Raw genomic sequence first — 22369 nt, 5'->3', positions numbered from 1 at the left:
CGGTTAATGCGTCAGGCGAACGGTCATGGCCGTGGCTCGCCCACCCTATCGGCCGTTTTACTTTGTCAGGCGGACATAGCTCCCGTCGGCGCCGCAGGTAGCGGTGACCGTGTAGAAAAAGTCCTGCCGGTCCCAGCCGCCGCCGTCTTCCCAGGCATGGTCCTGCGTTTTGGTGCAGCCGAAATACCTTTCCAGCGATGCCTTTACGCCGAGGGGGACTTGCTTTCCGTCCACGAACAGATGGTTGCTTGTGGCGGGGTCATCGGTGCGCAGAACGGAGTTGAAAGACTGGTCTGCCGTTTTGGTGCTCTTGTTGCACGTGACGGTGCTGTTCTTGACCGTGGCCTTGTAGCCTATGTCGCACCCATCGTTCTTGATGTCCATGCGGAGTGCCAAATTCGTATACTTGCCAAGGTCGATAATCCCTTTCGGGTTGGCCACGTAGGTGCCTGAACCGCCGCCCGCCTGGGTCGTAGGCTGATAAACCACCGTACCGACAACATCTTCAGTGGTGGCGCCTTTGCGCAGGACGAGAATGGAAATTTTCTTGTAGTACCAGCCCTGCGCCTTGGTTGGTGTGAAGGTGATCTTTTCGGGCTTCATCGGAGACAGCGCCGATGCAGTGACGCTCACATTGACGGAGTTTATCGATGCAATCTTCATCAGGCTCGTCGGCACCGGCTTGGTCATCGTGACGGTGAGTGTATTATCCTTGGCGCCGACCTTATAGCGCAACACACTGAGTTTCTCATCCGGGTTGGTTTCTTCATTGATAGCCTCTTCATCCAGCGCGCCTTTTGCCCGCGCTGCGATAAACTTCTCGGCCATCGCCTTTGCCGTCGAGAAATTGCTGCCGTCGAAAACCCCTCCACCGGCCAAAACCGCCCCATCGGCGATATCCTGCAACTTGGACTTCTCCGAGAAGGCAACGCTGTAATCGACCGCAGAACCACCCGCAACAAGAACGACGGGCAAGATGACGGCGGTCAACATTGCGAAATTGCCGGACTTATCGGCGGCAAGATTAAGGCATGATTGAAGAAGACGGGTTTTCTTGGTCACTTTTTACCTACCTGGAATAATCATTTTCCCATGAGGCAGGGTTTTATCCGGTAAATATTACGATCCCGTTCAGCGCATGGGTTGCAATTGAATACAATTCTAATTGTCCCTTGAACGCAGGCGTTTCCTCCGGTTCCGGGTGTACAAAAAGGGGACCGGGGATCTTCCCGTTTCGGGTCACTGTAGAGGAATGACGTCGACGGCCTGTTCGGTCTTGTGCGATCCGTAGCTTTTCAAAACACCGATGACTGGTGCGACATCGCTATAGTCGCGGCCGTGGCCGACGACGATGTGATCGAGGCCTGCGAAAATATTGTTGGTCGGGTCGAGTTCGAGCCAGCCGGTGGTCGTTCCACACCAGACACGCACCCAGGCATGCATGGCGTCGGCACCTTCGAGGCGTTCCTTGCCCGGCGGCGGGATGGTGCGCAGAAAGCCGCTGACATAGCCGGCGGGGATACCGAGGCTGCGCAACGCCGTGATCATCACATGGGTGAAATCCTGGCAGACGCCGCGCTTCAGCTTGAAGGCCTCGCGCGGGGTCGTATCGACCGTGGTCGCTTTCGGGTCGTAAGCAAAGTCCGTGTGGATCTGGGCGCAGATGGCGGTGGCGATCTGGCGGATGGTCATGCCGGATTTGACGATGTTGCGGGCATAGGCCCCGATCGCTGCATCCTCTGGAAGACGCGGGCTGGCGCCGAGGAAATGATGGGGCGAATTGGCGTCGAGCGACCAGAGATTGGCGATCTCCGTGGGAAACCGTGACAGGTCCGGTGAAAAATCGGCGGCGAGCGGCTGTTGGTCCAGCTGGACGCGGGCCTGCATGCGGATCACCAGCTTTTCGTGCTGCTTGCGAAACAGGATCGAGGTCGAGGGATTGGCGAAGAAATCGATGCTGTCGCGCCGCTCTTCCGGTGCCGGCGTGCAGGTGACGGTGCCGGCAACGAGGCGCTGGCGATCGGGAAGCGACAGGGGGAGCACGCGCACGACATGGCGGCCGCCGGAGACCGGGACTTCGTAGGTGTAGGTGATCCGCAGATTGATATCGTAGAGCATGGGCTTCTCAATTCCGGCGCGGTGCGGCGTTTGTCGTATCTTATCCGAGATAGGTTTGCGCGAGGATGTCGGAGAAGCGGCCGAGTTCCTGTTCCAGATTGTTGTAGACGGCGGCATTCATGGCTTCAGGCGTCATGACGGCAAGGCCAGCGTGGAGCTTCATGGCTTCGCGATAGAAGGGCGACATCTGGCCGTTGGAGAAGGCATTCGGCAATTGCTCGACCTCCGTCTTGATCTCGTTCAGCTGGTAGAGGATCGAGCGCGGGTTGAGCGGGTCGAGCGCCAGAAGGTCGGTGACGGTGAGCGAGGCGGTGTTGACGTTGTAGCGGCGGCGGTGGGTCATGACGCTGTCGCCGATTTCGAGCAGCATGTCGTAAGCGCCATCGGGCGCGTCCTCGCCGGACAGGTGGCCAAGCAGACGGGTCATGTGCAGGCCGCGCTCGAGATAGCGGCCGATCGACAGGAAGCGCCAGCCGGTGAAACGGTACATGTTTTCATGCACCAGACCGGCAAAGCCTGCGAGCTTGCGCAGGAGCACGGTCATCGCATGGGTGGCGTCGTCGCCCGCCTGGACCGTCGACTGGAATTTGCGGGCGGTCTTGGCGAGATCGTTGAGCGCCAGCCAGCCATCGGCGGAGAATCGGTCACGGATGTTGCTGGCGGAAAACAGGGCGCTGTTGATATTGGCCATCAGGCTGTCGGGCACCGGCTGTTTCGTATCGATATCGAGCCCGGCCAGATAGTCGGTGATATCCTTCAACAGCGGCATTTCGGTATTGGCGGTTTCGGCGAAGCGTCCATGCCACGCGCGCAGGATGCGCAGCGCACCTTCGGCCCGTTCGATATAGCGGCCGAGCCAGAAGAGATTGTCGGCGGCCCGGCTCGGCAGGCTGCCGGGCATGATGCGGATAAAACTTTCCTCCGCCGGTAGAAGCGTCATCTGCTCGACGGGTTTCTGGCTGACGATCCAGACATCGGCGGCCGAGCCACCGGCCTGCATGGCGATGGCAGCGGCGTCGGCTCCGGAGCCGATGCGGGCAAAGCCGCCGGGCATCACCTGCCAGCCATCGCGGGTGCGGGCGACGTAGACGCGCAGGCTCATCGGCCGCGGCGTCAGCTTGCCGTTGATCCAGGCGGGCGTGGTGGAGAGGGTGACGACTTCCTGGCCGACGAGTTTCGGGCCGTCGGTCTGCAGCCATTCTGCAACGGATGTCTTGGCGGTATCGCGCAGCGACGAGCCAAGCACGGATTGGCCGTTATCGTCAAAGAACGGCCGGGTGGAATAGGCCGGGCCGATGACCATCTTCTCGATATTGCCCGCTACCTGATCACGTTCCGGCTGCTGGCCGCACCACCATGTGGCGATGCTTGGCAGCACGGGATCTTCGCCAAGCAGATGACGGCAGATGGTCGGCATGAAGGCGAGAAAGGCGCGGGTTTCGAGGATGCCGGAGCCGAGTGAATTGACGATCGAGACAGAGCCGGAGCGCAGCGCCTCGACAATGCCGGGCGTGCCGATATGCGAGCTCTGGTTCAGTTCCAGCGGATCGGCAAAGGCGGCATCGAGGCGGCGCCAGAGGACACCGACGGGTTTCAGACCAGCGACGGTGCGGACCATGACGCGGCCATCGACCACCGTCAGGTCTTCACCTTCCAGCAGCATGAAGCCGAGATAGCGGGCGATATAGGCGTGTTCGAAATAGGTCTCGTTGGCGACGCCCGGCGTCAGAACGGCGATGCGGTCGTCCGGATGTTTCTTGCGCGATTGCAATTCGTCGCGGAAGGCACCGAAGAAGCCCGCGAGGCGGTGGACATGGGTTTCGGCATAGAGATCGGAAAAGGCGCGGGTGGTGGCGACGCGGTTTTCGAGCGCGAAACCGGCGCCGGACGGGGCCTCGGTGCGGTCCGACAGCACCCACCAATTGCCGTCCGGGCCGCGGCCGATTTCGAAGGAACAGAAATGCAGGAAATGGCCGTCGGCCGGCAGAACCCCGACCATCGGGCGCAGGAATTCCGGATTGCCCGCGACCAGCGACGGGGGCAGGAACCCTTCGGCGACAAGCCGGTTCGGGCCGTAGATATCAGCGGCGATGCGCTCCAGCAGTTCGGCGCGCTGGACAAGCCCCTTGGAGACGGCCTGCCATTCGGTGTCGTCAATCAGCACGGGGACATGCGAAAGCGGCCAGTTGCGCTCCGAATTCTCCTTGGTGCCATAGGCCCGGTAGAACACGCCGGCATCGCGCAGGTAGCGGTCGGCGCGGGCGAAGCGGTTGGAGAGTTCCGTTTCGTCCATGCGGCCGATGGAGGATAGAAAATGCTGCCAGACCGGCCGGACATTGCCTTGCGTATCGAGCATTTCATCGGCAATGCCGGGGAGTGCACGATAGCCGAAGACCGGATCGTTGCCGATCCGGTCTTCGCTGCGTGTCGCCTGGGCCGTCTGTTTCTTTGACATCAAGGTCCTACATGCCTGCCGGACGCCGCAAATCGAGCGTCAGGGGAAATTCTGCCGATGGGGCTTCCGGCGCCAGAGCAAAGGCTCCGGCGGTATGCCCCCACGGTTCGAAACGGGCGAGCCTTCTGGCTTCCGCTTCATTGCCGTTCACCGGGAACGTGTCGTAATTGCGTCCACCCGGATGGGCAACATGGTAGATGCAGCCGCCGATCGAGCGTTTCGACCATGTATCATAAATATCGAATGTAAGTGGCGTGTTAACCGGCAAATTGGGATGCAAACCCGACGCGGGCTGCCAGGCCTTGTAGCGCACCCCGGCGACGGACACGCCATTAAAGCCGGTCTTGGTGAGCGGCAATGCACGGCCATTGCAGGCGACGGTATAACGCTCGGGATTGGCGGTTTCCAGCTTGACCTGCAGGCGCTCGACGGAACTGTCGACATAGCGCACGGTGCCGCCGATCGCGCCTTCCTCGCCCATCACATGCCAGGGTTCCAGCGCCTGGCGCAGTTCCAGCTTGGCGCCCCCATATTCGACTTCGCCGCAGAAGGGGAAACGGAATTCGAGCTGGGCTTCGAACCATTCCGGGCGGATGTCGAAGCCGTTGGCTCTAAGGTCGTTGAGCACGTCGAGGAAATCCTGCCAGACATAATGCGGCAGCATGAACCGGTCGTGCAGCGTCGTGCCCCAGCGCACCAGCTTGCCTTCGCCCGGGTTCTGCCAGTAGCGGGCGATCAGCGCCCGCACCATCAGTTGCTGGGCAAGGCTCATGCGGGCATTCGGCGGCATTTCAAAGCCGCGGAATTCGACGAGGCCGAGGCGGCCGGTCGGGCCATCCGGGGAAAACAGTTTGTCGATGCAGATTTCCGAGCGATGGGTGTTACCGGTGACGTCGGTCAGAAGATTGCGGAATAAGCGGTCGACCATCCAGGGCAATGGTTGTTGTCCCGCACCGGGCGGCGGCACCTGCGCCATGGCGATTTCCAGTTCGTAGAGCGTATCGTGCCGGGCTTCATCGACGCGCGGCGCCTGGCTGGTCGGGCCGATGAACATGCCGGAGAACAGATAGGACATCGATGGATGGCGCTGCCAGTGCAGCACCAGGCTTTTCAAAAGGTCCGGGCGGCGCAGGAACGGGCTGTTGCCTGGATTGTCGCCGCCAACAACCACATGGTTGCCGCCGCCGGTGCCGGTATGGCGGCCATCGATCATGAACTTGTCGGCGCCAAGCCGGGTGAGGCGGGCTTCCTCGTAGATCGCCGTGGTGATGGCGACGCAGTCGGCCCAGTTGGACGCCGGATGGATATTGACCTCGATGACGCCGGGATCGGGCGCAACGCGCATGATATTGATGCGCTCGTCCTGCGGCGGTGAATAGCCTTCGATATGAACCGGCAGGCCGAGATCGGCGGCTGCCTTTTCGGCGGCCGCGACCAAATCGAGATAGTCCTCGATCCGCTCGACCGGCGGCATGAAGACACAGAGGCGGCCATCGCGCGGCTCGACGCTCATGGCGGTGCGCACGGCGCCGCGGATGTCATCCGGCGAACCGGCGATCGTTTGTTCGTTGCGGTCCTGCTGCGGTTCGCTTGATCTACGCGATGCCTGCGCCAGCGTCCCGGACGGCGCGCTGTAATCCGGCAGGGGGCCACGCGGGATCGAAGGGTCGGCCTGATGGATATATGGGTACTGCGACGGCGGCACATAAGGCAGGGTGCCGAGCGGCATACGGAAGCCGATCGGGCTATCGCCGGGGATCAGGAAAATCTTGCCGCGGCGGGTTTTCCATTTTTCACTGATCCAGCGGCGTCCATCGGCCTTGGCGTTCCACGCCTGAACGGGCAGGATATAGCCGGTTGCCGTCGTCAGGCCACGCTCGAACACCTTGGCGATACGGGCGCGTTCCTCGGCGCTTTCGAGTTTGGAATTGGACGGGTCGACATTTTCGGGAAGGCTGCCTTCCTTGATGATCCATTCGGCCGGATCCTCGAAGGCCGGGATGATCATGTCCGGCTCGATCTCGAGAGCCGCCGCGATGCCGGCCAGGAGGTCTGCGGCATGCTTTTCCGTCACTGCGGTGTTTTGGCCTTCCGCGGCAATCAAGGCCGGATCGTGCCAGATCGGCTTTCCGTCCTTGCGCCAGTAGAGCGAGAACGTCCAGCGCGGCAGGCTCTCGCCGGGATACCATTTGCCCTGGCCATAATGCAGGAAGCCGCCGGGGGCGAAGCGCTCACGCAGCCGGCGGATCAGTTCGTCGGCCTTGTCGCGTTTGGTCGGGCCAACGGCGCCGGTGTTCCATTCCTCCGATTCAAAGTCGTCAATCGAGACGAAGGTCGGTTCGCCGCCCATGGTCAGGCGCACATCGGCATCGTTGAGCACGGTATCGACATGTTCGCCGAGGGCATTCAGCGCCTGCCAGCTTTCCTCTGAAAAAGGCTTGGTGATGCGCGGATGCTCGGCGACGCGCGCCACCTTCATGTCGAAGTCGAAGGTGGTGTTGGCATCGCCATAGAGGCCGCCGGAGATCGGTGCGGCGTTGCGGTAATGCGGTGTGGCTGCGAGCGGGATGTGGCTTTCTCCGGTCAAAAGCCCGGAGGTGGGGTCGAGCCCGACCCAGCCGGCGCCGGGGATATAGACCTCGCACCAGGCATGCAGATCGGTGAAATCGACTTCGGTGCCAGACGGGCCATCGAGCGCCTTCAGGTCAGGGGCGAGCTGGATGAGATAGCCGGAGACAAAACGCGCGGCGAGGCCGAGATTACGCAGGATCTGCACAAGCAGCCAGCTGGAATCACGGCAGGAGCCGAGCGCCAGCGCAAGCGTCTCTTCCGGCGTCTGTACGCCGGGCTCCATGCGGATGACGTAGTTGACCGTCTGCTGCAGGCGGGCATTGAGGCCGACGATGAAATCGATGGTGCGGGTGGGCGTCCGGTCGATGCCGTCCAGATAGGTCTGCAGTGCCGGACTCACCGGTTCCGGCTGCATGTAAATCTTCAGGTCGTCGCGGATGTCTTCCGGGTAGGTAAACGGAAATATCTCGGCCTCTTCCTCGATGAAGAAGTCGAAGGGATTGTAGACCGTCATGTCGGCGACGAGATCGACCTCGATCTTCAACTCGGTGACGGGATCGGGGAAGACGTAACGGGAAAGATAGTTGCCGTAGGGGTCCTGCTGCAGCGTGACGAAGTGGTTTTCCGGCGTGACCTTGAGCGAGTGGCTGATGACCTTGGTCTTGGAATGGGCGGCCGGTTTCAGCCGGATCACCTGGGGGCCGAGCCGTACCGGCTTGTCATACTTGTAATGCGTCAGGTGATAGATGCTTGCCTTGATCGCCATGCTGTCCCCTTAAAGGCGGATCTATGCCGCCATTGAAGGGATTTTGTGCAATGCGAAGAGAGATTGCAAGGCGCAATTCCCGACGGAGGGATTCATGCGCCGCAGGAGTATCCGCGTATGCGTGACAGTTATTCCTGCGGCTCGATATTCTGATTGAGGCGGAACAGGTTTGCCGGGTCAAGGCGGGCCTTCAGTCGGGCAAGGCGCTGGTATTTTTCGGGACCATAGGCATCGCGGGCGATGTTTGAACCGCTGTCACCCTGCTCGTTGACATAGTTGCCGATGATCGAACTATCGGACAGCAACCGACCGGTGGTGCGACCCCATTCGATACAACTGTCATCGTCGGCCATGTCATCCCAGATCGGTTCGGATAGCCAATAGTAGCCTGCGCTTCTTCCGGTGTAAGCGGTTGCGTCGTCCGGTATATCGCGGATCGCGCCGCCGAGCTGGATGGCGTAAATCTCACAATCCGGCGTCGGTGCTTGGGTGATCGCCGCCACAATATGTTCGATTGCCCCGTCGCTGATATCGGGCCAGAAGCCGCCCTTGGCATAATAACGGCGCGACCATGCGAAGGCCGCGTCGTTGCGGCTCTGTAAAGTGAGATAAGGCAGGTTCTCGAGGCCACCGGTGGCGCCGTCCGCCAGGGTACCGAAAGGAGATAAGGCGGCTCTTGCGAGCCCGGCGTCTCCGTACCAGACGGCTGTGACGTTGATGCCGGACGGGGATACGGTGAATGATACCGCAAAATCGTTGGATTGTTCACGCGCTAGGCCGCGCAATCCCGATAAGACCTGCCGCGCACGCTCTATCGGGTAGAGCCATTGACCTGCGACGATGCCGCTGAACGGATGCAACTGGAACCTGAAGCGGGTAATGACGCCGAAATTTCCGCCGCCGCCGCGGATGGCCCAGAAGAGTTCCGGGTTCCAGGTCGGGCTCGTCCAGGTGACATCGCCGGTGGCGAGAACAATTTCGGCGCCCAGCAGGCTGTCGATGGTCAGCCCATATTTCCGGCTTGCCCAGCCCATGCCTCCACCCAGCGTCAGGCCGGCGACCCCGGTATGGGAAATCACGCCCGCCGGGACGATGTAGCCTTTCGGAACTGTTGCGCGGTCAAGATCGCCAAGCAAGGCGCCGCCGCCGACCTCGACGGTCTGGGCGGTGTTGTCGATGACGACGGAACGGATCAACGACAGATCAAGCACCAGGCCGTCATTGCAGGTGGACAGGCCGGGCAAGCTATGGCCACCGCCGCGCACGGCGAGCAAGGCTCCGGAGGCGGCCGCCGCCCGCACGGCCCTTTGAACATCCTCGATATCCTGCGGGCGCACGATCGCGGCAGGCCGCCGGTCGGCGATCCCGTTCCAGACACGGCGATAGCGATCATAGTCCGGATCGCCGGCCGTGATCACCGGACAGTGAAGTTCTGCAGCGGTCAGTGCGTCGAGCAGCGAATTGGACATGATGTTTGACCCGGACTGGTGGGCGACATCTAGCATATTTTAGCGGTTGCAGAAATGCCCCGTTTGGAGGCAGTGCAGCCGCGCGTATTTGCTGCCGGAGGGAATGCGTGATCAAGTGATTTCCTGGGCAATCTCCCAGACATGGCCCGAGGGATCGGCAAAAGCGGCGGTGCGGCGGCCCCAAGGGCGATCGATTGGACCGTTGAGCAGCGTTACGCCGCGGCGGCGCAGCTCGGTGCAGGTAGCATCGGTATCATCGACCTTGATTGTCAGGAGAACCCGGGACCCGGATGATGACTTGGCGACGATTGACGGTGCGACCAACCCGGGTGCTTCGGTTGATTTGAGCAGGTTGATCATCGTGCCCGAAAACTTCAGCACGGCGGATACCTCGTCTTCGTAGACGATCTCCGGCGTAAAGACCGTCTGGTAGAACGCTTTCGCTTTGTCGATATCATCGACGAACAGGGTGATGACCTCGATTGCATCCAGTTTCATGGGGGCTCCGGGAGCAGCCGGCGGCAAGGCTCCGGCGATTTGTGCCGGTGCCTTGCCGCGGGAGGAGTGGATTTAACGCTTCATCGCCACAAGATTGAAGTAGGCGCCTTGCGGATCGACGCAGTTGACGACCCAGGCGCCGCCGGGAACTTCCATCGGGCCATTGACGACCTTGCCGCCCTTGGCGGTTGCTTTTGAGATGGCGGCGTCGAGAGCATCGACGTTGAAGTAGAAGCCCCAATAGGGCGGTGCCGGGATGGCTTCCGGCTTTTTCATCATGCCGCCGATCTGTGCGCCATCATGGGAGAAGAGCTGGTAGACACCCATATCGCCCATATCCAGACCCTCGTCCTTCGTCCAGCCGAACATCTCCTGGTAGAAGGGCAGGTCGGTAGCAAGGTCGCCGGCCATCAGTTCATGCCAGCCGATGCTGCCGGGGTCCATCTGCTTGATATCCGGCATGTCGCCATCATCGGACCCGAACAGGGCAAAGACAGCGCCGTGCGGATCGGCGACGACGGCGAAGCGGCCAACGCCCGGAATATCCTCCGGCTGCCGGTGCACGGTACCGCCGAGCTTGGCGAGCTTCTTGGCTGCGGCATCGACGTCATCGACGCCGACATAGCCGAGCCAGGCCGGCGGAATGTCCATGTCGAGGGCGCCTTGCGGCATGGTCATCAGGCCGGCGACACGCAGGCCATTGGTCTTGAACAGCGTGTAGTTCGCATCCGGCATGCCGGAATCGGCAGAGGTCCAGCCGACCACGTCATCGTAGAAAGCTTCGGCGGACTTGGTGTCGGTGGTCATCAGTTCGTACCAGACGAACGCGCCATGCGGCTTTTTCATCGTATTCCTCCTGTTTGATGTTCACGCCAACGGGCCGGAAGCGGCCGCCCGGCTCTATTCAATTCGAGTGTAGTCGCAGGACATGACAGACTTCCACGAGCCATCGGCAAGGCGGATGCGGGACGAGAAATTGCGGGTGTTCTCGTCCTTGATGGTGATGATGTCCTGATAAGGCGCGGTCCGGCCAACGGTGTCGAAATCCGGGCCTTCGCAATCGAGCGTCAGCACCTTGCCGGTGTCATCGAGCCTGCCTTCGTAGATCCACAGGTGTGACATCGCGGAATAGCGCTTCTTTGCCGGATCGTAGCCGAGCGCCAAGATATTGGTTGCAGAGCTGCCGTCCGGCATCGTGCCGGTCATCTCAGCAACGATCCAGGCGCCGTCGAGCGAGCGTACGTTTTCTTCCCAGGTGCCGCCCGCGTCCGGCTCATCGCTTTGCTGCGGCATATCGAAGGCGAGGCGCCATCGTCCGGTCAGTTGCTGAAGCCAGCGGTGTTCGTCAACAAGGTCTGCCTTCATCGCGTCTTTCTCCTCTTGTGCGCGATTGCGGGTCAGTCTCCGTCAGGCGCAGCAGGAGTGCGCCTTCGGCTGCGTTTCATATTCGTCATGCCGTTTCACGAAGCTCAATGTTGACGTTTCATTGCGGCCTTTTGGTGCCCGGTCGAGGATCATCAGCGTCGTCAGGATTTCCTCGCCGCCGCGGGCATAGTCCGAATAGGTATGATAGACATTGCCACTCTCGTCGCGAATGAAGGCACTCATGCCGGGCAGCTCGTCATGGGCATCGTCGCCGGAAGTTTCGCGGAAATTGTAGAAAACCTTGCCGCTTTCCAGCTCCTCCTTGGTGAAGGAGACGTGGTAGTCGAAATTGAAATCGCTACCGAACGACGAGACCCAGGGAAACTTCCAGCCCATGCGCTTCTTGTAGGCTTCGATCTTGTCGAGCGGTGCGCGGGAGACCGTGACATAGGTGACGTCGTGATTGTTGAGATGGGTAAGCGTGCCGTCGATATGGTCGGACAGGAAAGAGCAGCCCGGGCAGCCGGCCTCCCAGTCGGGGCCAAACATGAAATGATAGATCATCAACTGGCTGCGGCCGTCGAATAGGTCAGCCAGGGTCTTTTTGCCCGCCGGTGTATTGAATGTGTAGGTCTTGTCGACCTTGACCCACGGCATTTTCTGCCGTTCGGCGCGGATCTTGTCGCGCAGCTTTGTTTCTTCCTTTTCGGTGGCGAGCAGCGCCTTGCGGGCTTCCAGCCACTCTTCGCGTGATACAACCGGATTGCTCAACATCGTTCATTCCTCCTCAGAAAATCGCGTTTCGTTCCGCTTGACTGAATAGGTTGATATCAACATTATTAGCACATGTCAAAGCCTGCCGTGATTCCCTTCGAGACCACCCTTCATGTGCGCGACACATGCCTGTGCCTTCATGTGCAGCGTGCGGCGCGAGCCTTGGCGCGGAAATTCGATGAAGCCTTGCGGCCGCTGGATCTGACCAATGGTCAGTTTTCGCTGCTGATGTCGCTCAATCGTCCGGAGCCGCCGGGCATGGGGCCGGTTGCCCATCTGCTGGCCATGGATCGTACCACATTGACGGCAGCGCTAAAACCGCTGGAGAAGCGTGGGCTGGTGACTGTCATGACAGATAACAAGGATCGCCGGTTGCGGCGGATGCAGCTGACGCCGGCAGGCCATGCCTTGTTGTCCCTGGCGGTGCCGATCTGGAAGAGCACTCATGCCGAGGTCGATGCGGCACTTGGCGAGGGGCGCCCGGAGCGGCTGCGCTCAGACCTTCTGGCGCTTGCCTAACCATCCATTTTCACCCCGCCTGAGGGCGGCAATCCCGATAATCAACGAGGAGACTGTCAATGAGGATGATTTTCGTAAATCTGCCGGTGAAGGATGTTGCCCGGTCGAAAGCGTTTTTCACCGGGCTCGGTTTCGGCTTCAACCCGGATTTTTCCAACGACGAGACGCTGTGCATGATCGTCGAGGAGAACATCTTCGTCATGTTGATGCACGAGGCCCGTTTCAAGGAATTCATCATCGACGAGATCAGCGATACGAGCAAATCGACGGAAGTCCTGACGGCGCTGTCTGCGAGCAGCCGCCAGGAGGTGGACGATACGCTGGCCAAGGCGCTGTCGCTGGGTGGCAAGGCATGGCGGCCGATCATGGACTATGGATTTATGTATGGCTGCAGTTTTCAGGACCCGGATGGTCATGTCTGGGAGCTGGCTTATATGGAGCCGCAGGCGGCGGGTTGATCGTGGCCCTCGCGGATGCTCAGGGATGCGCCGCGTCTACGGCGTAAGATGCGAGAAGTTCCGATTGAACAGTTCTCTCATGGCGCGGACGCGCCGTGGCTGGATTCCGGCCACAAGGGCGAGGATGACGGAGGATAAGGTTTGCCCACAAGGCTGACGCCTCGCTTTGCGGGACTCATTTGGGCAAATTCATTGCAAACCTACAATTCCCACCACAAAAGGCTGACATGACGGCACGCACCGAGCATGTCGGTATCTGTCCGTCGACCGCAGAAAGAATGGTGAACCATGACGCAGAACGTCTACGACAATCCCGAATTCTTCGAGGGCTATAGCCAGCTTGGGCGGTCGGTCGAGGGGTTGGACGGGGCGGCGGAATGGACATCGATCCGGGCGCTGCTTCCTAATCTGAAGGGCAAGCGGGTCGTCGATCTCGGTTGCGGTTTCGGCTGGTTTTGCCGGTTTGCAAAGCAGGAGGGCGCCGAAAGCGTGCTGGGTTTCGATGTGTCGGAGAACATGCTGGCGCGGGCCGTGGCAACGTCCGATCCGGCCATCCGCTATGAACGGGCCGATCTTGAAGTGCTGGAACTGCCCAAGGCATCCTTCGATCTCGTCTACAGTTCGCTCGCCTTTCATTACCTCAAAGACCTGGATCGCCTGCTGGCGCGCGTCCATGCGGCGCTGGTGACCGGCGGCCAGCTGGTGTTTTCGGTCGAGCATCCGATCTACATGGCGCCAGCCCATCCCGGCTGGTCTAAGGATGCCTATGGACGTGCAACATGGCCGGTCAATGGCTATCTCGATGAAGGCCCGCGCACGACGGACTGGCTGGCCAAGGGCGTCGTCAAGCAGCACCGGACGTTGGGGACGCTCCTGAATATGCTGATCCGCCTCGGCTTCACGCTCGAGCATGTCGAGGAATGGGGGCCGTCGCTGGAGCAGGTGGCCGCTCATCCGGAATGGGCGGATGAGCGCGAGCGGCCGATGTTCCTTCTGGTTTCTGCGCGTAAGTAGCAGCGCCAGGTTCAGCTTGGGGAAGCAAGGGCTATTCCGCCCATTCCGTATCCGCCGTAAAGGCGATGGTCAGCCAGCGGTTGGGGCCTTCGCTGCCGATGCGGGCGCCGATGTCGTCGCGCAGCTGATCCCACTCCTCGATCGTCCGGGCAGGCATGCCCGTCGGGACGATGAAATAGAGTTCCACTTGCATTAAACGGCCGATGCGGGCGACATAGGCGCGGTGGGAGAGGAAAGCCTGTTCCTTGACCACGTCTGCTGCCACGTCGTCGATCCTTGCCCGCAGCGGTTCCGGCGTCAGCAGCAGGATATCCGATAGCGCCTGGCGCACTGTTCCGATCGGCATCGGGATGATGACGACCGAAACCAGCGCCAGAATGGCCGGATCGATATAGGGCGCGATCCAGGCGAACGTTGTACCTTCAACGAAAAACCCGGCGATGAAAGCGATGAGCAGGGCTGCCGTGATGCCGGCAGACATGATCCACGCGGTGGCATCAAGCGCCAGAAATTCGGAGCGGATCGTTGTGTTTTTCTTCCGGACGACAATTGCCATCGTCAGGCACGCCACGAGTGTGATGGCCGCATAGAGGATGGCATAGTTGAACTCCAGCACATAACCACCGGAGAGGATACTGATGATGGCGTTGATCAGCGCGTAGACAGCGACGCTCATCAACAGGATGCCGTTCAGCCCGAGCACGATCGGCTCGAGATGCCAGAACCCGAGGGAGAACCGCGCCCGCAGCTTGCCCTTGCCGCGGCTCGGGTCCGCATCGATGGCGATCAGCCGGGCGACCACCAGCGCCAGCGTACTCATGCTGGCGTCGGCAAGCGAATAAACGCCGTCGAATGCAATCGAGAATGAGCCGGTGATGATGCCGAAGAGAATACCGGAACAGGCAATCAGGATTGTCATGCCGATGGATATTTTCAGGATGGTCTGTTCGGCTTGCATGGGTTTACTCGGGGCTAGGAGGCTTGACGTGCGATTGTGGGTGCGTTTGGAATATTTGCCTAGGGTAGAATGACGGCCGAATGGCGGCTTTGCCAGGAATAGCAAATATGTATGTAAGCACCATCGAACAGGCAGACGGGGCGGGGGGTTGCAAGGGATTGCCGAAGCCTCTTCAGCGCCGTTCCGTCAAACTCTGCTGAACTCGAGGTGATAGATGACGTCCTGTCCCGTTACCGGGTCAACGCCCGGCGCGTCGCTGATGATCAGCTTATCGCCGACAATCGAAAAGGGACGCACCTGGTCGGTTATGCCCCAGGCAGGATTCCAGCTGGTGTCGACGTGGTGGATGACCCTGCCGTCCTCAACCGTATAGGTGCCTGCATAGGCCAGCATGGAATCGAAGAGAGCAATTTTTTCATCGTCCGCCGGCGTCGTTCCCCTGAGCGCAGGCCGATGGCGATTGACGACCAACGCCATCATGCGTCCATCGGCGTGATAACAAATATAGCCGACGGGATCAGCCCCCATGGCATCAGCCACTTCGCCGGTGGTGATGAATGTCCTCTTCCAGCTGAGCATACGCCAGGTCCCGAGCAACGTGGCAACGTTCGTCATTCCCCCCTCCAAAGGTCATTCCTCCAGAAGGTTGGATCATAGCAGACAGCATGCGACTGAGGCCAGAGCGCGAGAGGCCCGATCAGTGCCATGTGAAATCGCCGATGCGGCGATTTCACATTTTTGAATGAGAAGGAGGCGGCAGGTCGATCTGGCTAGCCGAGATCGCCCAGATCGCGGACGGCGCCACGGTCGGCCGAGGTGGCGAATGCGGCATATGCCTTCAGCGCCGTCGTGACCTTACGCTTGCGCTGTTCGACCGGCTTCCAGCCCTTGGCGTCCTGTTCAGTGCGGCGGGCAGCGATTTCGGCTTCGTCAACGCGCAGCGAGATCGTCCGGTTGGGGATGTCGATGTCGATCATGTCGCCTTCGCGCACGATGCCGATCAGACCGCCATTCGCCGCTTCCGGCGAGACATGGCCGATCGAGAGACCCGAAGTGCCGCCCGAGAAACGGCCGTCGGTGATCAGCGCGCAGGCTTTGCCGAGACCCTTCGACTTCAGGTAGCTGGTCGGATAGAGCATTTCCTGCATGCCCGGGCCGCCCTTGGGGCCTTCATAACGGATGACCACGACGTCGCCGGCCTTGACTTCGTTGGCAAGGATCGCCTTGACCGACGAATCCTGGCTTTCGAAGACGCGGGCTGGGCCGGAGAATTTCAGGATCGATTCATCGACGCCGGCCGTTTTCACGATGCAGCCGTTGATGGCAATATTGCCCTTGAGGACTGCCAGGCCGCCATCCTTGGAGAATGGATGCTGGGCATCGCGGATGACGCCGTTTTCGCGGTCGGTATCGAGTTCCTTCCAGCGGGCGCTCTGGCTGAACGCGACCTGGGTCGGCACGCCGCCGGGGGCGGCACTGAACAGTTCAAGTGCTGCCGGATTGTCGGTGACGGCGATGTCCCACTTGGCGAGCGCATCGCCGAGCGTCTTTTCATGCACGGTCGGCAGGTCGGCATTCAGAAGGCCGGCGCGGTTGAGTTCGCCGAGGATCGCCATGATGCCCCCGGCGCGGTGCACGTCTTCCATGTGCACGTCGGCCTTGGCCGGTGCGACCTTCGACAGGCACGGAACCTTGCGCGACAGCCGGTCGATATCATCCATGGTGAAATCGACTTCGCCTTCATGGGCGGCAGCCAGGATGTGCAGAACGGTGTTGGTCGAGCCGCCCATGGCGATATCGAGCGCCATCGCATTCTCGAAGGCACCCTTCGAGGCGATGGTGCGCGGCAGTGCCGTGACGTCCTCGGCTTCATAATAGCGCTTGGCAAGACCGACGATGCGGCGGCCGGCTTCGAGGAACAGCTTTTCACGATCCGAATGGGTCGCCAAAGTCGAGCCGTTGCCGGGCAGGGACAGGCCCAGTGCCTCGGTCAGACAGTTCATCGAGTTGGCCGTGAACATGCCGGAGCAGGAACCGCAGGTCGGGCAGGCGGAGCGCTCGATGGTCTTGACGTCCTCGTCCGACATCTTGTCATCGGCGGCGGCAACCATCGCGTCGACCAGATCGAGCGCGTGGATCTTGCCATCGGAAAGCACGACCTTGCCAGCTTCCATCGGGCCGCCGGAGACGAAGATCACCGGGATGTTGAGGCGCAGCGACGCCATCAGCATGCCGGGGGTGATCTTGTCACAGTTGGAGATGCAGACCATCGCATCGGCACAATGCGCATTGACCATGTACTCGACCGAATCGGCGATGATCTCGCGCGACGGCAGCGAATAGAGCATGCCATCATGACCCATGGCGATGCCGTCATCGACGGCGATCGTGTTGAATTCCTTGGCGACGCCGCCATTGGCTTCAATTTCGCGGGCAACCAGCTGGCCGAGGTCCTTGAGGTGCACATGGCCGGGCACGAACTGGGTGAATGAATTGACCACTGCAATAATCGGCTTGCCGAAATCGCTGTCCTTCATGCCCGTCGCCCGCCAAAGGCCGCGAGCGCCGGCCATGTTGCGGCCGTGGGTGGTGGTGCGGGAGCGATAGGCAGGCATGGACGTCTTCCTTGATCTTGTCTGGGTGAACGGCAGATATAGGGTTCAGGGACCACAATTTCAGCGGTTCGTATCGCAAAACTGCGCCCGCGTCACGAATTTCGTAACAATATTTCGTGTTTTTTGGAGAGGGATCATAGCATGGATCTTTGCGCGCTGCACGCGTCGAGGGATTTGCCAATCGGCGTCCTAGCTCTGAATTGCAGGTTTGTGCGGTCTTGGTGAAATCGTGGCCATTCTGGGCCGGTTTTCTGCCCAACATATTGATTTCGAAGAATAACGGTCTCTGCCTACCTTGTTTGGGGGATGCGCAGTGCAGCATTTCATTCTTTACTGACGGTGCTGGACACTTTGCAACCCAGCAATTTTAGCACGTAAACCATTTTACCAATCTCCTCTCCGGCAACGGGGAGGGGATTTTTGGAGCTACACCAGCGGGCTTTTGCGGCCTGCGAGGTGATCCCTGTTCAGTGCCTCCATAATGTCCCTGGCGTCGTCGCGCTCAAGGCCTGTCAGATCACGGCCATCGGAGGCTGCAGGCAGGCTTGTGACGACGTCAATGACAGTCCAGGTGCCATTCTTCTCCTGACGAAGATCGTAACGTGGTTCGTTCACGGGTGAAAATCATCCTTGGTTCGTGGTGTATCGTTGATGGGCGCCTCAGCGCCGAGCGTGATCGCGACGGCCGGTGCAAAGCCTGCTGGCCTACAGACAAGATAGGGTCGGGACAGGCGAGTGCCAAACGAAAAAGGCCTCCCGGTTTCCCGAAAGGCCTTTAGAAACTGGATGGTGGGCGTGACAGGGATTGAACCTGTGACCCCTACGATGTCAACGTAGTGCTCTCCCGCTGAGCTACACGCCCATCCGATGTCGGCGCATAGACCATAAACCTCCTGGGGCGTCAATAGGCTTTTTTCGGCTTTTTGACAGGAAGTTTTGCGGCCCTTGCGGCGCAGGCTATGCGGCCAGCATCTTGTTCACTTCATCCACAAGATCACGCAGGTGGAAGGGCTTCGACAGCACCTTTGCATCCTTCGGAGCTTTCGAATCAGGATTGAGCGCCACGGCAGCGAAGCCGGTGATGAACATGACCTTGAGGTCCGGGTCGAGTTCGGTTGCCCGGCGGGCGAGCTCGATGCCGTCCATTTCAGGCATGACGATATCGGTCAGAAGAAGCGAAAACGGCTCTTCGCGCAGCCGGTCATAGGCGCTGGCGCCATTGTCGAACGACAATACCTTATAGCCGGCCTTTTCCAGGGCTTTCACCAGGAAGCGGCGCATGTCGTTATCGTCTTCGGCGAGGAGAATTTTTGGACTCATGGATTAAAGCCGTTGCACCTTAAATGTCGATGTCGGGAATTGCGGTAACGTCATGAAACCGCAGTTGAGTAAATATCCGGTGAAGACATGAGGTCAAACCCCGTTCACAGGCAGGAAACGACTATGGACATGATTGCTGCCTGCTGGCAACATACACGAACTATCAAGATTGTGACATGGTAAAAAAGGGCTGCGATGACGCAGAACGTCAGCGAAACCGAACAGTTCGAAGTTCGCGAGCCGGAAATGCAACGCATTCCCTTTGTCTTCAATTCCCCCCACAGCGGCAGGGTTTACAGCCGGTCCTTCCTGGAAAAATCCCGTCTGGACGATGTGTCGATCCGCCGGTCGGAGGATCATTTCGTCGACGAACTGTTCCATTCCGTAACAGATATGGGCGCGCCATTGTTAATGGCGCATTTCCCGCGGGCCTTCCTCGATGTCAACCGCGAGCCCTATGAACTCGACCCGAAGATGTTCGACGGGCCTTTGCCGTCTTTTGCCAATATCAGCTCCATGCGGGTGGCCGGCGGTCTCGGCACGGTGCCGCGGCTGGTGGCGGAAAACATGGAAATCTATCGCAGCCGCTTTCCAGTCGCAGAGGCGCTCGATCGGATCGAGACGATCTACAAGCCTTATCATGCCTGCCTGCGGCGGCTGATCGCCCGCACGCATGTGCAGTTCGGGCTGGCGGTTCTGATCGATTGCCATTCGATGCCGGGCAATATCCGGCTGGCCGGTACGGGCCAGCGGCCGGATTTCATCATCGGCGACCGCTACGGCACCAGCGCGTCTGCGGATCTGTCACGGGCAGCCGTGTCGCTGCTGGAGGATCTCGGATTTTCCGTCGCCCGCAACAAGCCCTATGCCGGCGGTTTCATCACCGAGCATTACGGCCGCCCGGCCCGCGGGCTGCACGCACTGCAGATCGAGATCAATCGCGGTCTCTATGTCGACGAAGCGACCCTGCAGAAGAAGAAGGACTTTCCGATGCTGGCACAAGCGATCGGGATGTTTCTCGGCGGGTTGGCGGCCCATGTGCAGACCTATTCGCCAAGCACCTCGCTGGCGGCCGAATAGGCCGGTCTTTTCCCTGACACAAAGACAAAAAAAACCGCGCTTGTGGCGCGGCTAAGTCTAGGGAGGAAACACCCAAGGAGGGTATTTACAGCCACAAGTGGCTGTAGGAAAAAGCTAATATTGCATTGCACAATTGTCAAGCAAGACTTGACCGTAATTGGTGCGTTGCATCAAAGCCGTATCGGCGCCGATCTGCCATAAAACAGGCGATGTTGTCCTTGTTTTCGATTTTTGAGGCACGTTCTTCGAAATTTCGGGGCAGGACCGCTTCCGCGATGGCCGGCTGGCACGATTTTTACCGATTTTTCCGTTCAAGACTTCTTTTTCAAAAAAATGTGCCATAAGCAGATTCAGCCTTCCAATTCCCGATTTTCGTGAGGTTTCATGCTGCCGGACCGTGAGTTTTTCGATCGCCTTGCCGATGCTGCCAAGGCACAGACCCTGCCGCGTTTCCGCACCGGCATCAGCGTTGCCAACAAGGAAGCTGCCGGTTTCGACCCGGTGACCGAGGGCGACCGGGCAGCCGAGACAGCAATCCGGGCGCTGATCGAGGCGCATTTCCCCGAGCACGGCATTCTCGGCGAAGAGTTCGGCAATGTTGGCCTCGACCGCGATTACGTCTGGGTGATCGATCCGATCGACGGAACACGCGCCTTCATTTCCGGCCTGCCGGTCTGGGGCACGCTGATCGGCCTTTATCACAAAGGCGAGGCAGTGATGGGGCTGATGGACCAGCCGTTTACCGGCGAGCGCTATTTTGCCGATGGCAAGAAGACCCATTATCGCGGGCCGGGCGAGGACAAGATCGTTTCGACGCGGCCTTGCGCCGATCTCTCGCAGGCGATCATGTTCACCACGTCGCCGCATCTCTACACCGGTGATATCAAGACTCGTTTCGAAGCGGTGCAAAGCAAGGTGCAGCTCGCCCGCTACGGCTGCGATTGCTACGCTTTCGCGCTGCTGGCGGCCGGTCACATCGATCTGGTCATCGAATGCGGCCTGAAGCCCTATGATGTCGGCGGGATCATACCGCTCATCGAACAGGCAGGCGGCATCGTCACCAGCTGGAATGGCGGCCCGGCGGAAATGGGTGGCGAAGTCATTGCAGCCGGCAGCGCCGAAGTTCACGCACAGGCTTTGGCCATTCTGAAGGGCTGACAGCCAAACTAGGCCGTGAGGTCTTCCTTTTCCATCAAGGCCATTTCCGCGGTGCTGCCGGGGATGAAGGCCTCGATGGCGGCGATCGCCTGGGCGCGGTAATGGTCGGCTTCGTGCAGAAGCTCATGCCGGGCGCCGTCGATCGGGATCATGTGGCCGGCACGGAAATTGCGGGCAAGGGTCTCCACCGCCAGATGCGGCACCAGTTTGTCCTGCGTCGGCGCCAGCACGATGGTCGGCACGCGGATTTGCGTCAGGTGCTCGCGGCTGGCGATGCGCTTGATTGCCTTGAAGGTCTCATGCAGCCAGCGGGCGGAGGGGGGACCGAGCGCCAGCTCCGGATGGGCATCGGTCAATGCCGTGTTACGGGCAAAGCGGCGGGCATCCGATGTCAAAAGGTTTTCCGAAAAGGGCCGCGAACCCTTGTCACGCATCAGCGGCAGGGAACCCAGGCCGCAGAGGCTGAACGCGGCGGCCATGAAACCGATCATGCCATGACCGACCTTCTGGCCACCGAGCGCCACGAACGGGGCGGCAACGGCAAGCCGGTCGATGCGGCTCGCCAGCATCGGTGCCTGCGACAGGGCCACCAGCGCACCCATTGAATGGGCCAGCATGAAGAAGGGCAGCCGCGTATCTGGCAGGACGATCTTTTCGAGGAACGTGCTGAGGTCGCTCTCATAGTCGGCGAAGCGCCGGACATGGCCGCGGCGCGGGTTTTTCAACAGGCGTTCTGAACCGGCCTGGCCGCGCCAGTCGAAGGTTGCCACCCACAGGCCGCGCGCCGTCAGTTCGCCGATCGTCTCGGCATATTTCTCGATCGATTCATTGCGGCCCTGCAACAGCACGACCGTGCCCTTGGCAACGGGTGTATCCGACTTGAAGATTGCATAGCGGATCTTGCGATTACCCACGCCTTCGAAGAAACCGACGGTATGATTGCCGGGGATCGGATTGTCCGGGGTGGAGTAAAGCGTAGGCGTCATGGGCAGGTCCGTGTCCGGCGGGTCTTTGCGGATGCGATAGCGGCACAGGATGCGCCGGCAATGCACCGGATGTGTGATGGCGCATCCTTGATCGATAGCGATTAAGGAAGGGTGCAGGCCAGAAAGCAGAGATACGGCAGAGGATTTGTCCCGTCAAAGAAAAGGATGGGAAAAGGGCCGGAAACGGTGGGGGACGATATACCGTTCCCGGCCAGAGACAGTCGATCGGGTGAGGACAGGCAGCA

At 60.3% G+C, this 22369-nt stretch carries 20 protein-coding genes and 1 tRNA gene; 5 read left to right on the top strand and 16 right to left on the bottom strand.

The window, feature by feature from the left end; genetic code table 11:
• Positions 1-57: 57 nt before the first annotated feature.
• The 9 genes from ASC96_RS29390 to ASC96_RS29350 form a co-directional block, all read right to left on the bottom strand.
• Entirely contained in the window at positions 58-993 is a 936-nt protein-coding gene (locus ASC96_RS29390; protein ID WP_082512314.1) for a pilus assembly protein TadG-related protein, read from the bottom strand.
• Positions 994-1239: 246 nt separating this feature from the next.
• A complete protein-coding gene (locus ASC96_RS29385) occupies positions 1240-2118 on the bottom strand; it encodes a transglutaminase family protein (protein WP_060506570.1) in 879 nt (292 codons plus the stop codon).
• A gap of 40 nt (positions 2119-2158) precedes the next feature.
• Positions 2159-4573: a circularly permuted type 2 ATP-grasp protein gene (locus ASC96_RS29380; RefSeq protein WP_060506569.1), complete on the bottom strand. Its 2415-nt coding sequence runs from the start codon at positions 4571-4573 to the stop codon at positions 2159-2161.
• A gap of 7 nt (positions 4574-4580) precedes the next feature.
• On the bottom strand, positions 4581-7910 hold the full coding sequence (locus ASC96_RS29375; protein WP_060506568.1) for a transglutaminase family protein: 3330 nt from the start codon (positions 7908-7910) through the stop codon (positions 4581-4583).
• Between the two features lie 128 nt (positions 7911-8038).
• Positions 8039-9379 (bottom strand): FAD-binding oxidoreductase, encoded by a 1341-nt coding sequence (locus ASC96_RS29370; protein ID WP_060506567.1) that lies wholly within the window; start codon positions 9377-9379, stop codon positions 8039-8041.
• A 111-nt stretch (positions 9380-9490) separates the two neighbouring features.
• The gene (locus tag ASC96_RS29365) at positions 9491-9877 is read right to left on the bottom strand and encodes a VOC family protein (RefSeq protein ID WP_060506566.1); all 387 of its coding nucleotides are present in this window, start codon (positions 9875-9877) and stop codon (positions 9491-9493) included.
• A gap of 72 nt (positions 9878-9949) precedes the next feature.
• The gene (locus ASC96_RS29360) at positions 9950-10723 is read right to left on the bottom strand and encodes a VOC family protein (protein ID WP_060506565.1); all 774 of its coding nucleotides are present in this window, start codon (positions 10721-10723) and stop codon (positions 9950-9952) included.
• 54 nt (positions 10724-10777) lie between these two features.
• Complete coding sequence (locus ASC96_RS29355) at positions 10778-11242, bottom strand: DUF1579 domain-containing protein (RefSeq protein ID WP_060506564.1); 465 nt, start codon at positions 11240-11242, stop codon at positions 10778-10780.
• Between the two features lie 42 nt (positions 11243-11284).
• Entirely contained in the window at positions 11285-12013 is a 729-nt protein-coding gene (locus ASC96_RS29350) for a thioredoxin family protein (protein WP_060506613.1), read from the bottom strand.
• A gap of 75 nt (positions 12014-12088) precedes the next feature.
• Here ASC96_RS29350 and ASC96_RS29345 point away from each other — a divergent pair, with 75 nt between their 5' ends.
• The 3 genes from ASC96_RS29345 (at position 12089) to ASC96_RS29335 (ending at position 14007) form a co-directional block, all read left to right on the top strand.
• Complete coding sequence (locus ASC96_RS29345) at positions 12089-12535, top strand: MarR family transcriptional regulator (RefSeq protein ID WP_060506563.1); 447 nt, start codon at positions 12089-12091, stop codon at positions 12533-12535.
• Between the two features lie 59 nt (positions 12536-12594).
• Positions 12595-12993 carry a VOC family protein gene (locus ASC96_RS29340; protein WP_060506562.1) on the top strand — a complete coding sequence of 133 codons (399 nt, stop codon included), beginning with the start codon at positions 12595-12597 and terminating at the stop codon, positions 12991-12993.
• Between the two features lie 288 nt (positions 12994-13281).
• Positions 13282-14007 (top strand): class I SAM-dependent methyltransferase, encoded by a 726-nt coding sequence (locus ASC96_RS29335; RefSeq protein ID WP_060506561.1) that lies wholly within the window; start codon positions 13282-13284, stop codon positions 14005-14007.
• Between the two features lie 31 nt (positions 14008-14038).
• Here ASC96_RS29335 and ASC96_RS29330 read toward each other — a convergent pair whose 3' ends face one another.
• From ASC96_RS29330 to cpdR1, 6 genes are all read right to left on the bottom strand, one after another.
• Entirely contained in the window at positions 14039-14965 is a 927-nt protein-coding gene (locus ASC96_RS29330) for a cation transporter (protein ID WP_060506560.1), read from the bottom strand.
• Between the two features lie 186 nt (positions 14966-15151).
• The gene (locus tag ASC96_RS29325) at positions 15152-15580 is read right to left on the bottom strand and encodes a lipocalin-like domain-containing protein (protein WP_060506559.1); all 429 of its coding nucleotides are present in this window, start codon (positions 15578-15580) and stop codon (positions 15152-15154) included.
• 155 nt (positions 15581-15735) lie between these two features.
• Positions 15736-17580, bottom strand: coding sequence for a dihydroxy-acid dehydratase (gene ilvD, locus ASC96_RS29320; protein WP_060506558.1), 1845 nt, complete (start codon positions 17578-17580; stop codon positions 15736-15738).
• 426 nt (positions 17581-18006) lie between these two features.
• A complete protein-coding gene (locus ASC96_RS29315; protein WP_060506557.1) occupies positions 18007-18195 on the bottom strand; it encodes a hypothetical protein in 189 nt (62 codons plus the stop codon).
• A 172-nt stretch (positions 18196-18367) separates the two neighbouring features.
• Positions 18368-18442: transfer RNA gene (locus tag ASC96_RS29310), tRNA-Val, on the bottom strand.
• A gap of 95 nt (positions 18443-18537) precedes the next feature.
• Positions 18538-18900 (bottom strand): response regulator CpdR1, encoded by a 363-nt coding sequence (cpdR1, locus tag ASC96_RS29305; protein ID WP_018327941.1) that lies wholly within the window; start codon positions 18898-18900, stop codon positions 18538-18540.
• 195 nt (positions 18901-19095) lie between these two features.
• On the opposite strand from cpdR1, the gene ASC96_RS29300 reads away from it, so the two are divergent.
• Together ASC96_RS29300 and hisN are read left to right on the top strand one after the other, a co-directional pair.
• Entirely contained in the window at positions 19096-19980 is an 885-nt protein-coding gene (locus ASC96_RS29300; protein WP_060506556.1) for an N-formylglutamate amidohydrolase, read from the top strand.
• Between the two features lie 384 nt (positions 19981-20364).
• On the top strand, positions 20365-21138 hold the full coding sequence (gene hisN / locus ASC96_RS29290; protein ID WP_060506554.1) for a histidinol-phosphatase: 774 nt from the start codon (positions 20365-20367) through the stop codon (positions 21136-21138).
• An 8-nt stretch (positions 21139-21146) separates the two neighbouring features.
• Here hisN and ASC96_RS29285 read toward each other — a convergent pair whose 3' ends face one another.
• Positions 21147-22124 (bottom strand): alpha/beta hydrolase, encoded by a 978-nt coding sequence (locus ASC96_RS29285; protein WP_060506612.1) that lies wholly within the window; start codon positions 22122-22124, stop codon positions 21147-21149.
• Positions 22125-22369: the final 245 nt, after the last annotated feature.

The organism is Rhizobium sp. Root1204 (assembly GCF_001424965.1).
Classification (GTDB): Bacteria; Pseudomonadota; Alphaproteobacteria; order Rhizobiales; family Rhizobiaceae; genus Pararhizobium.
The sequence above is the reverse complement of the archived record's forward strand: the minus strand, read 5'-3'. Positions and strand labels throughout refer to the sequence as shown.

What these genes read in the sequence shown, in the direction of transcription:
- ASC96_RS29325 (WP_060506559.1), bottom strand. Translation starts at nt 15,580, where the DNA reads ATGACGAACGTTGCCACGTTGCTCGGGACCTGGCGTATGCTCAGCTGG.
- ASC96_RS29375 (WP_060506568.1), bottom strand. Translation starts at nt 7,910, where the DNA reads ATGGCGATCAAGGCAAGCATCTATCACCTGACGCATTACAAGTATGAC.
- ASC96_RS29285 (WP_060506612.1), bottom strand. Translation starts at nt 22,124, where the DNA reads ATGACGCCTACGCTTTACTCCACCCCGGACAATCCGATCCCCGGCAAT.
- ASC96_RS29355 (WP_060506564.1), bottom strand. Translation starts at nt 11,242, where the DNA reads ATGAAGGCAGACCTTGTTGACGAACACCGCTGGCTTCAGCAACTGACC.
- ASC96_RS29345 (WP_060506563.1), top strand. Translation starts at nt 12,089, where the DNA reads ATGTCAAAGCCTGCCGTGATTCCCTTCGAGACCACCCTTCATGTGCGC.
- hisN (WP_060506554.1), top strand. Translation starts at nt 20,365, where the DNA reads ATGCTGCCGGACCGTGAGTTTTTCGATCGCCTTGCCGATGCTGCCAAG.
- ASC96_RS29380 (WP_060506569.1), bottom strand. Translation starts at nt 4,573, where the DNA reads ATGTCAAAGAAACAGACGGCCCAGGCGACACGCAGCGAAGACCGGATC.
- ASC96_RS29365 (WP_060506566.1), bottom strand. Translation starts at nt 9,877, where the DNA reads ATGAAACTGGATGCAATCGAGGTCATCACCCTGTTCGTCGATGATATC.
- ASC96_RS29370 (WP_060506567.1), bottom strand. Translation starts at nt 9,379, where the DNA reads ATGTCCAATTCGCTGCTCGACGCACTGACCGCTGCAGAACTTCACTGT.
- ASC96_RS29335 (WP_060506561.1), top strand. Translation starts at nt 13,282, where the DNA reads ATGACGCAGAACGTCTACGACAATCCCGAATTCTTCGAGGGCTATAGC.
- ilvD (WP_060506558.1), bottom strand. Translation starts at nt 17,580, where the DNA reads ATGCCTGCCTATCGCTCCCGCACCACCACCCACGGCCGCAACATGGCC.
- cpdR1 (WP_018327941.1), bottom strand. Translation starts at nt 18,900, where the DNA reads ATGAGTCCAAAAATTCTCCTCGCCGAAGACGATAACGACATGCGCCGC.
- ASC96_RS29330 (WP_060506560.1), bottom strand. Translation starts at nt 14,965, where the DNA reads ATGCAAGCCGAACAGACCATCCTGAAAATATCCATCGGCATGACAATC.
- ASC96_RS29340 (WP_060506562.1), top strand. Translation starts at nt 12,595, where the DNA reads ATGAGGATGATTTTCGTAAATCTGCCGGTGAAGGATGTTGCCCGGTCG.
- ASC96_RS29360 (WP_060506565.1), bottom strand. Translation starts at nt 10,723, where the DNA reads ATGAAAAAGCCGCATGGCGCGTTCGTCTGGTACGAACTGATGACCACC.
- ASC96_RS29300 (WP_060506556.1), top strand. Translation starts at nt 19,096, where the DNA reads ATGACGCAGAACGTCAGCGAAACCGAACAGTTCGAAGTTCGCGAGCCG.
- ASC96_RS29385 (WP_060506570.1), bottom strand. Translation starts at nt 2,118, where the DNA reads ATGCTCTACGATATCAATCTGCGGATCACCTACACCTACGAAGTCCCG.
- ASC96_RS29390 (WP_082512314.1), bottom strand. Translation starts at nt 993, where the DNA reads ATGTTGACCGCCGTCATCTTGCCCGTCGTTCTTGTTGCGGGTGGTTCT.